This window comes from Stieleria sp., assembly GCF_041595215.1.
In the GTDB taxonomy this organism is placed as follows: domain Bacteria; phylum Planctomycetota; class Planctomycetia; order Pirellulales; family Pirellulaceae; genus Stieleria; species Stieleria magnilauensis.
Map to the genome: position 1 here is coordinate 1 of NZ_JBFHKV010000246.1, position 9,082 is coordinate 9,082.

Here is a 9,082-nt window from a genome sequence, read left to right on the forward strand (position 1 = left end):
CCCGAGTGGGCGGCAGCGTTGGTCGAACAGAAAGTCGACACGCCGGTTTTCGCTGTGTTGTCCGACGACTCTGCGGCAGCCCTGTTGCCGATCAAGCTGCAGACGCAGTGTTTGCTATGCCACGGCCCCGAGCAGCAAATCGTTCCCGAGATCAAGCAAAAGCTCGCCCAACTGTACCCCGACGATCGTGCCACCGGGTTCAACGAGGGCGAACTCAGGGGCTGGTTCTGGATCCAGGAATGAGTGCTTCGGGCCGATCGAGTTGAAAGTAGTGTCCGTGGTCGGCGGTCAAAATCAACACCGTCTCGTCCCAGCCGCCGTGTTGCTCGATCCACTGGACCACGGCGGCGAAGGCATCGTCACCGCTGTGGACGGCGCCGATGGAGTTGTCGATGTTGTTGGAGTGGTTCGCCCAGTCGACGTCACCGGATTCGATCATCAACCACCAGCGATCCGAGCGTGCATCGAGGACGTCAAGCGCCGCGAGCGCCATCTCACGCAACTGGACATTTTCGTTGATGTCATCGTCGCTGTACACCTCGGCGGGTTCTGGTGTGGGGTTGCCGAAACTGATCACCGGGTCGTAGTTTCCATCGGCGGTGCGGAACGGCAGGTGCCCGTCTTGGACGCCGAAGTAGCCGAACAATCGATCGCCGCTGGTTTTGACTTGCCTGACCGCATCGTTCAACACTTCGGTGCCCGTCCTGCCCGGCGTCCGCTGCGCCACGACATACCGACCTCCGTTGGCCACGTCGATGGCGGCCAGATCTTCGTTGGTGATGTATCGATTCCCGGGCACAAAGTTCTTTCCCTGCGCACCATCGGTTTCCTTTTCGGTCCCCCAGCCGCCGCCGATCAGGACGTCGACGCCCGACAATCCGCCGGGATGGTAGCTGGACGGAAGTCCGATCAAGTCGCGCGTCAGGTCTTGATAGTCACTGCGATGCACGTTGCTCGCGTAAGCGCACGCGGGCGTGGCGTGACTGATCGGAACACTGGTGACCACACCGATCGCAACGTTATCTTGTTGCAGCGTTCTGGCGATCGGAAGGACTTCGCGTCCCAGGGGATCCACGTTGATCGCAGCGTTGTAGGTCTTGATGCCCGATGTCATCGAGGTCGCCGACGAGGCGGAGTCGGTGAAGGCGTGCTTGGTCTGCTTGCTGTTGCCGATCGGGTAGTCGGCGTCGGTAATCGGACTCCAGGGAGTCGCACCGCACAGCGCCGGATCGTATCCGCCGGGCACCTTGCCGCCGGGTGAGGTGACGATCTGGTCGTCGACGTTGATGTTCGTCCCATCGTTGTGCGGGCTAGTGACGAAGAATCCGAAGTCGGTCTTCGCGCCGCGGTAGTCTTGAAAGGCGAGTCCCTGGCCGCGGCCGCTGTCGTAGCTGACTTTGCCCTGCTTGGCGATCGCCGCGGCTCGCGTGGTGTCCCAGTCCATGCCGTCAAAGATAAACAAGATGATTCGCTTTTTGCCCGATTCGATCGCTGATTTTTGCAGCCGATAAACATCGGTCTGGTCAAAGTATTCCGCCTCGGGATTCAAGGTTTTTTCGGGAACCTGGCCGTAAAGTTTCTCCAGCGCCGCACGATCGCGATACACACTGTTCTCCCCCGCAACCGATTTCAAATCGATGCCAAACGTGTAGATGGGGATCAGCCGGTTGCTGTGATTCTTCCAGCTCGAATAAACGTCTCCGTTGGGCCCCCAATGGCCCCAGTCGGAACGGTTCGCTCGCACAGCTTCTTCCTGAAGCGTCGCAATCGGGTCGGGGTCTTGAGCGGACGACAGGCCGCTACTGAGGTTGCAGGCGAGCAGGAAAACGAGTGTTGAGCATCGCGTGTTGAAACAGGGAATCTGCATCTCGGGTGAATCTATCGGTGGAAGGAGGCGAGGCGGGGGGCAGGAATCAGCGGGGGCCACTCTAATCAGCGGGAGCCACTCCGCGGAACTTAGTCTGCCAGACCAGTGATTGTGACCCAGATTCGGCCACGCGGGGAGATGCCCAGTCGGACGGACTGGCTGTTGGAGGCCCAAAATGCGGGGCGCTAGCTTTCCAGCCCGCTGCACATTTGCCACCTGAGGCTCCGCAACAACGCGGGCGAACCTCGCTACGCGGCCCGTTTTCGCGGCCCGTTCAGGATTCGGCCGATGATCGTATAGCGAACACCGTACTCGTAGGTCAGCAACAGGAACGCAGAAATCACGATCGTGATTCCGGAAAACTTCACAAACGCGGGCAGCGTCGAATCTCGGACGAACCACTGTGCCAGCAGGACCAGCGGTAGGTGAGCCAGATACAGCCAGTACGACGAATCGGATATGTATCGCATGGGACGGCTCTCTTGAGACATCAGGCGACGACACAGCCCGATCGATCCGAAGATCATCAGCCACGCAAACAGGGCCTGCATCAAGATTGCGGCGAGTGAATTCAGGCTGGGATCTTGCAGTGACGGCACGATTCCGAGCGTTCCGGACACCCAATCCAGACCGATCGGAAAGACAACGATCAGCGCGACCGACAAGCTGATCGCCCACTCGCGTCCGAGGCGATGCTCGGTGTCGTCGATGTCCCAGTACAGCGCCCCGAAGAAAAAGAACACGGCGTAGTAAGCGAGCACGCTGGGAAGCGGAAGCAGTCCAATGGATGGATCCGCGCCGAAGCTGACAGGGTTCATGTACGACAGCGGTAACATCGTTAGCGGAATCAGCCACAGCAGACTGACCGGCGAACACACCAGCCATGCCGGGAGCTTGCGAAGCTTTAACGCATCGGCCAGGGGGGCGTAAATCAAGAACGCCGCGATCAACCAACACAGGAACCACAGAAACCACAAATGCATGAAGACCGGAAACTGAAACAAGAGCGCCTCGATCGTTTCCCAACCGGGACCTGTCGCGGCTCCGCTGCCAGAACCGAGGTAGTCCTGGACACCGAGCTGATTTGCAATCTCGGCGCGACCGGCCTTCAACGTCGGTTCGTCTAGCGGAAGCCCAAACGAGGTCGCGATAAAGTTTGTGGTGCCGAAGTCGGTCTTGAGCAGGGTCTTTGGCGTTTGTCCGTTGGCGTCCGAAGCGTCCGCATCGGCTCCGGCACGCAACAGCAAGGCGGCCTCCTCCGCACGGCCGATGAACGCCGCGCTGTGCAACGCCGTCCCCTGGTCGCTGTTTCGCTGGTCGACATCGGCTCCCATGTCCAGCAGCATTTCAACCATTTCCGTATGACCGAGAAACACAGCGACGGTCAACAGCGACGCGCCATCTTGGCTGACCGCGTCGACGCCCAACTGGTCGTTCTCGATCGCTGCCCGAACGCGGTCGGTCTCACCGGCGACAACCGCTTCCCAGGCGGCCGCGTTCTGCGTTCCTGCCGATGACGGGCGGCTGACGAAGGCACTGACCGCCCACATGCTCGGCACGATGGTCAGGCAGCCAAGGAAAAGCGGTAGGGCGATCCGTTTGAGTCGCTGTTTGATCAATCCGCCGAGTCCTCGTTTGCGCCACAACATCGCCGTAAAAAAACCGCTCAACATAAAAAACAGCGGCATGCGAAACCCGTGGAGCACGGCGAACAGTACGGAGTAGGACTCGCTTGTCTGCGAATCCTTCACGGGCCAGGGAATCGGCGAGAACGAGAGTGCGGCGTGAAGCACGATCCCCAGCAACATCGCGATCGCACGCAGTGCGTCCAGGTCGTGTCGCCGTTTGATCGTCGGCTCAGTCGTTGGCGCCGCGGCTGCACCGGCAGATCCCGAAGTGTCCTCCAGCGGGTCCGTGATCACGGCGGTGTCGAGTGTAGGACTCATGTTGAACTCCTGATGCAGGTGCCGGAAGGATTAAAACGAGCGAACGGATGGATGGGCTTTCTGGCGGTTGCGACAGAAAGGTAGCGAGACACGTTGACTTGAGAGGATCAACGTGGTGACGGATCACAGCGACCCGCTTTAAACCGGTACCGCTAAGTGAAGGCCCGGACGCTGGCGCGAACCGGCTGATGTCAAACGATTATTAGCCGTTTGGCGCGAGCCTACGGGCCCTCCCTAGAGGAAACGACGCTTAACGTAGCGGTATTTGGCTATAAACCGGTGCCCAGCCTCAACCCGGCGACATGCTTCAGAATCGAAGGTTCCTCTGGTGGCCCCTGTCGCCGGCGGTCGGCAATCGAGCCGTTACCGAATCTGTGCGTGTTCGATCTCGGTGAGAACCAACGACGCATTGGCGATGCTGTTGCCGGCGAAGCGTTTTCGCCATGCCTCCGCCGACGGCCGGTCCGATCGCTGGACTCGCCAGTACAGCCAATAGGAGACAACCAATCCGATCACTCCGATGATGAGTGACGGGACTAGTGAATTCGGATGCAGGACGGCATCAAAACCGATCGCAACGGTGACCGGGATCCACATCAACCACCAGGGGAATCCGATCACCGCACCGACTTTCAGATAGATGTTTCTGACGGCTTCCAGTTGGTCGCGGATCTGGTCGACGGGCTCCGAGTAGTCGATTCGATTGATTTTGGTGCAGACCGCTGCTGCCGCGGCGATCACGAGGATCCCGTAGACGTGCAGAATGATTCCACAGATCACTCGATGGGCGACGTCCATGTTGCGGGCCCAGCATTGAGCCCCCAAGACGATGATCAGCACGCCAATGATGATTTGCAAGAGTTGTCCCCGAAACAGTGGACGCAGCGACGTGCCAATGCGATCCATCAGGTCGCGCCGGGTCAACAACAATCGCGCGGCCAATTCCTGGTGATGCAGACTTGCCGTTGATGGCTGGATGGCCGAGGGCGTGTCGGTCTGGCCGGCGACTTCGCCGGCAACCAGGGTGGGGGCGAGCGCGGGGTTGCCCGTCGACGCGATGGTTTGCATGTCCGATTTGATTTGACTGGCATGCTGGTATCGCCGTTGCGGTTCCTTTTCAAGCGTGCGTAGAACCACCTCGTCGAGCCGCACGTCAATCTGGGCCTTCTGTGACGGCGCGGCGAATCGTCCGATCGGAAGCTCGCCGGTCAGCATTTCATAAAAGACAACGCCCAGGGAATAGATGTCGGCCCGATGGTCAACGCCGCGGGCGCCCTCCAGCTGTTCCGGAGCCATGTAGCGCGGCGTGCCCATGATCTGGTGGGTGCCCGTGAGCATCGTCTGTTGGTTTTCGTTGCCCAGTATCCGCGACAAACCGAAGTCGGCGATCTTCACCGAACCGTCCTCGGCCATCAGGATGTTTTCGGGCTTGATGTCGCGGTGGATGACACCCTTGTCGTGAGCATACTGCAGCGCGTCGCAGAGATGCGGCACGATCGCCAAGGCGTGTTCGGGTGACAATTGGCCGGCACGCACGACGTCGCGAAGTGTCGGTCCGTCGACGAACTCCATCATGAAGTAGTGCGTGTCCTGGACGTTTCCGAACTCGAACACCGAGACGATGTTGGGGTGATTGAGTTTCGCCAGCGTGCGAGCTTCGCGGGTGAACCTGAGGGCAAAGTTCGCTTCGTGGGCGAATTCTTCCGGCAGGATTTTCAACGCGACCATGCGATCGAGCCCTTTTTGCCGCGCCTTGTAGACCGCTCCCATTCCTCCCGCACCGAGAAGTTCGATGATCTCCAGGGCGGGAAACCGTTCGGCCAGACGTGCGATGGTGGGTGGCACGAAGGCACCGGCTCGCTTGTCGTCGTCTTTCAGCGCGCCGTTGATCGCGTTGACATGATCGGGAAACCGGTCCAGGTATTCCTGCTTCGTCGGCCCCTCACCACGTCGTCGCCGATAGTCCATTTCCAGGACAACCAGTTCAGCCAACAGCACGTCGCACTCCGCGTCGCGCACGTCTCCTTCCAAGACCGATTCGATGGTCGGCGGATCGCCTGACTGCCATCGTCGTTCAAATTCGGTGCACCGATCGTCAATCCGTTCCAGGGCCGCAATTGGAAGCTTTTTCTGGCGAACATTCATCGTCTTCGAACCATTCCTGCGGACGTGAGTTACAAATCGGGGCCGACAAAGCTCCATGGATCGCCCAAAGCGAACGCACCGGAGTCTATTGGAAAACGCCGGCGGGAGTTTTGTGTTCCAGCTCCCCTCCAATCAAGCAACCGCCGTTTTCCGCCACTGCCCGACAGCAAGATGCAGAAAAAATTTTGCGACACGCATGGCACGAGCGAAAGCAACACGCGATTCAGCAATCGTTGGTGTTTTCGCCTTCAGGCGATACCCGGTCGCTGCGAAGCAGCGACAGTGGGCGGCTGAAGCCCAATGCCGCTAAGTGAAGCGTCGTTTCCTAAGTTGAGGGCCCGTAGGCTCGCGCCAAACGGCTGATATTCGTTTGATATCAGCCGGTTCGCGCCAGCGTCCGGGCCCCCTCAGTGATGTTAACTTAGCGGTATTGGGCTGAAGCCCGCACACCGACACTTTTGCCGGTGCCATTTCCGGTAATCAGAGAGAGACGGGAGGTGATTTGCCCCGGCCTTCGGCGCGGGGGAGCCGCCGGTCGTCGAGGTTCGTCCCGGTGGGGTGCGACCCAACAAAAACACCCTCGAAAACAGAGTGTTTTCGAGGGTGTGATGGTCACAGCGGAGGACACGGGACTCGAACCCGCAACCGCTTGCGCGGCAACTGATTTCGAATCAGTCTGCTTGCCAATTCGCTTATCCTCCTCAAGAACGGCTTCGTCGTCGAAACGGCCTGCCGTCCACGACAGAAGTGTAAATCACACTTCGGGTTCGGGGCAAGTGGCGTAAGCACTAGTGGGTGTGGTAGACCTTGAACCCGAATTCCTTGAACCACTTTTCCCATTTGACGGCTTCGGCGTGGGATTTGACGGGCAGCGTGCGTTCTTTGACGCAGCGGTATTTGACGTCCAGATGGCCGTTGTGCTGTTCTTCCTTGACTTCACAACCCAATTTTTTCAACGTTCCGGCAATCGCGGTCGCTTTTTTGGCATCGTGGATGTGTTTCGCTTTCCATTCCTTGCACTGGAAATGGACGACTTCGGCCGCCGACGCTTGGGTGTTGGCGGAAAAGCAGGTGGCGACGACAAGGAACAAGGTGAAGGCGAGAAAACGACTCATGGGGGACTCGGATTCGATCGGTGGCGGGAGAGAAACGCGTCGTGGTCCGGCGTCACGACGACGCCGGCGACAACAAAACGTCTGATAACCAACCGCCGCGGTCCGGGTCAAGACAGCTCCCAGACGCTGGCCTTGTCAAAACCGGCGCTGGCCTTGTCAAAACCGGCGCTCGCCTTGTCAAAACCGGCCATCGGTTCGACAATTCGGCCCCAGGCCCGGAATTCCGGTCGTTTTCCGCGGCAGTTTTCAACCCAATCAGCAGTCAAGATGAATCAGAACCCAGACGGCGGCAACGGAAATGGCACTCCCGACGATGGTGACACCACCGACCCGAGAGTGGCACGCCGCGAAAAACTGCGACAAATTGAAGCGCTGGGGATCGATCCTTACGGCTCGCGTTTCGACGACCGAACGCTGATCGGCGATTGCCGCAAACGCATCCCGGAAATCAAGTTTCAAACCAAAGACGGCCAACTTCTGGAACTGCCGGACGTCGAATCCGAAGACGTCGATTACCGCCAGTGGAAATCGGACAACGGCCCCGGCGAAGAAATCGGTCCCACCGTTCGCGTCGCCGGCCGCATCATGTTGGCCCGGCCGACCGGCAAGCTGATCTTTTTGAACATCAAGGATTGGACCGGATCGATCCAGATCTTCATCGGCAAGAAACAAGTCGGCGAAGACGATTTCGCGCTCGCCAAGTTGTTCGATCTGGGGGACCTGATTGCCGCCGAAGGACGGTTGGGACGCACCAACACCGGTGAACTGACCGTGTTTGCCGAGAAGCTGACGTTCCAGACCAAGATGCTGGAACCGCCGCCGGAAAAGCACGCCGGGCTGACCAACGTCGATCTGAAGCAGCGGATGCGGTACGCCGACCTGGCGTTCAACGACGGCACGATGGAAACGTTCTTGGACCGCACGCGAATCGTCAAATCGATCCGCGCCACGCTCGATGCGGATGGCTTTTGCGAGGTCGAAGGCCCCACGCTTCATACCGTGGCCGGCGGCGCCGCGGCGCGCCCCTTCGAAACGCACCACAATGCCCTCGACATGGGGCTGACCCTGCGGATCGCACTCGAGCTGCACCTGAAACGGCTGATGGTCGGCGGCATGGAACGGGTCTACGAACTCGGGCGTGTCTATCGCAACGAAGGACTGAGCCCGCGGCACAACCCCGAATTCACGATGTTGGAGGTCTATCAGGCCTACGGGGACTACGTGTCGATGATGGATCTGACCGAGCGCGTGATCTGTAACGCCATCGAAGTGATCGGTGGCGGATACCAACGCGAATACGCGGGCAAGACGATCGATTTCACGCCGCCGTTCAAACGGGCCACCTATGCCGAGTTGTTCAAAGAGGCGACCGGAATCGACGAGACCGATGACAAGGCGGTGATCGAGTATGCCAAAAAGCTAGGCTTGGACACCGAACACAAGCACCTGGACGTCGTCCGCAACGAGATCTTTGAAGAGAAAGTCGAAGACACGCTGGAAGGGCCGATTTTTGTGATCGACTATCCGGCCAGTATCTGTCCGCTGACGAAACGAAAGCGGGACAACCCCGAGATCGCCGAACGGTTCGAGCTGTTCATCAGTGGAATGGAACTGGCCAACGCCTACACCGAACTGAACGATCCCGATCTGCAGCAAAAGCTGTTCGAGACGCAATTGGAAGGGCAGGACGATGAAGAGTCGATGGCCAAGATGGACCACGATTTCATCCGCGCGTTGCGTCACGCGATGCCGCCGGCAGGAGGACTGGGAATCGGAATCGATCGCCTGGTGATGATCTTGACCGGACAGAAATCGATTCGCGATGTGATCCTGTTCCCGGTTTTGCGGCCGACGGAAAATGGTTGATGGAGCAATGTTGGTGTGCAGGCTTTCGCCGTTCGTTTCGCTGCTTCGCAGCGAGTGGGATGCGCCTGAAGGCTGGACACCAACCTGCGCTGGTGTGCAGGCTTTAGCCGCCCGTCTTGCTGCTTCGCAGCGCGTGGGGATGC

The 9,082-nt window shown here is 59.3% G+C and carries 6 protein-coding genes and 1 tRNA gene; 2 read left to right on the forward strand and 5 right to left on the reverse strand.

All coding sequences use genetic code 11. The features are described from left to right. The coding region (locus ABX749_RS11705; RefSeq protein WP_372896139.1) for a DUF3365 domain-containing protein at positions 1-243 on the forward strand (243 nt) is incomplete at its 5' end. Here the strand turns inward: ABX749_RS11705 and ABX749_RS11710 are convergent. From ABX749_RS11710 to ABX749_RS11730, 5 genes are all read right to left on the reverse strand, one after another. Next, positions 215-1,867, reverse strand: a complete 1,653-nt coding sequence (locus tag ABX749_RS11710) for an alkaline phosphatase (protein WP_372896140.1) — start codon at positions 1,865-1,867, stop codon at positions 215-217. The genes ABX749_RS11705 and ABX749_RS11710 overlap by 29 nt on opposite strands. A gap of 248 nt (positions 1,868-2,115) precedes the next feature. Continuing rightward, entirely contained in the window at positions 2,116-3,813 is a 1,698-nt protein-coding gene (locus tag ABX749_RS11715; RefSeq protein ID WP_372896141.1) for an acyltransferase family protein, read from the reverse strand. Between the two features lie 363 nt (positions 3,814-4,176). After that, positions 4,177-5,958: a serine/threonine-protein kinase gene (locus ABX749_RS11720; protein ID WP_372896142.1), complete on the reverse strand. Its 1,782-nt coding sequence runs from the start codon at positions 5,956-5,958 to the stop codon at positions 4,177-4,179. Positions 5,959-6,576: 618 nt separating this feature from the next. Next, positions 6,577-6,659, reverse strand: a tRNA-Ser gene (locus ABX749_RS11725). A gap of 87 nt (positions 6,660-6,746) precedes the next feature. After that, positions 6,747-7,073, reverse strand: coding sequence for a hypothetical protein (locus ABX749_RS11730; protein WP_145208135.1), 327 nt, complete (start codon positions 7,071-7,073; stop codon positions 6,747-6,749). Positions 7,074-7,340: 267 nt separating this feature from the next. Between ABX749_RS11730 and lysS the strand changes: the two genes are divergently transcribed. Then, on the forward strand, positions 7,341-8,939 hold the full coding sequence (lysS, locus tag ABX749_RS11735) for a lysine--tRNA ligase (RefSeq protein WP_372896143.1): 1,599 nt from the start codon (positions 7,341-7,343) through the stop codon (positions 8,937-8,939). Positions 8,940-9,082 lie beyond the last annotated feature (143 nt).

Excerpts from the sequence above, each read along its gene's own strand:
- ABX749_RS11720 (WP_372896142.1), bottom strand. The coding sequence starts at position 5,958 with ATGAATGTTCGCCAGAAAAAGCTTCCAATTGCGGCCCTGGAACGGATT.
- ABX749_RS11710 (WP_372896140.1), bottom strand. The coding sequence starts at position 1,867 with ATGCAGATTCCCTGTTTCAACACGCGATGCTCAACACTCGTTTTCCTG.
- ABX749_RS11715 (WP_372896141.1), bottom strand. The coding sequence starts at position 3,813 with ATGAGTCCTACACTCGACACCGCCGTGATCACGGACCCGCTGGAGGAC.
- ABX749_RS11730 (WP_145208135.1), bottom strand. The coding sequence starts at position 7,073 with ATGAGTCGTTTTCTCGCCTTCACCTTGTTCCTTGTCGTCGCCACCTGC.
- lysS (WP_372896143.1), top strand. The coding sequence starts at position 7,341 with ATGAATCAGAACCCAGACGGCGGCAACGGAAATGGCACTCCCGACGAT.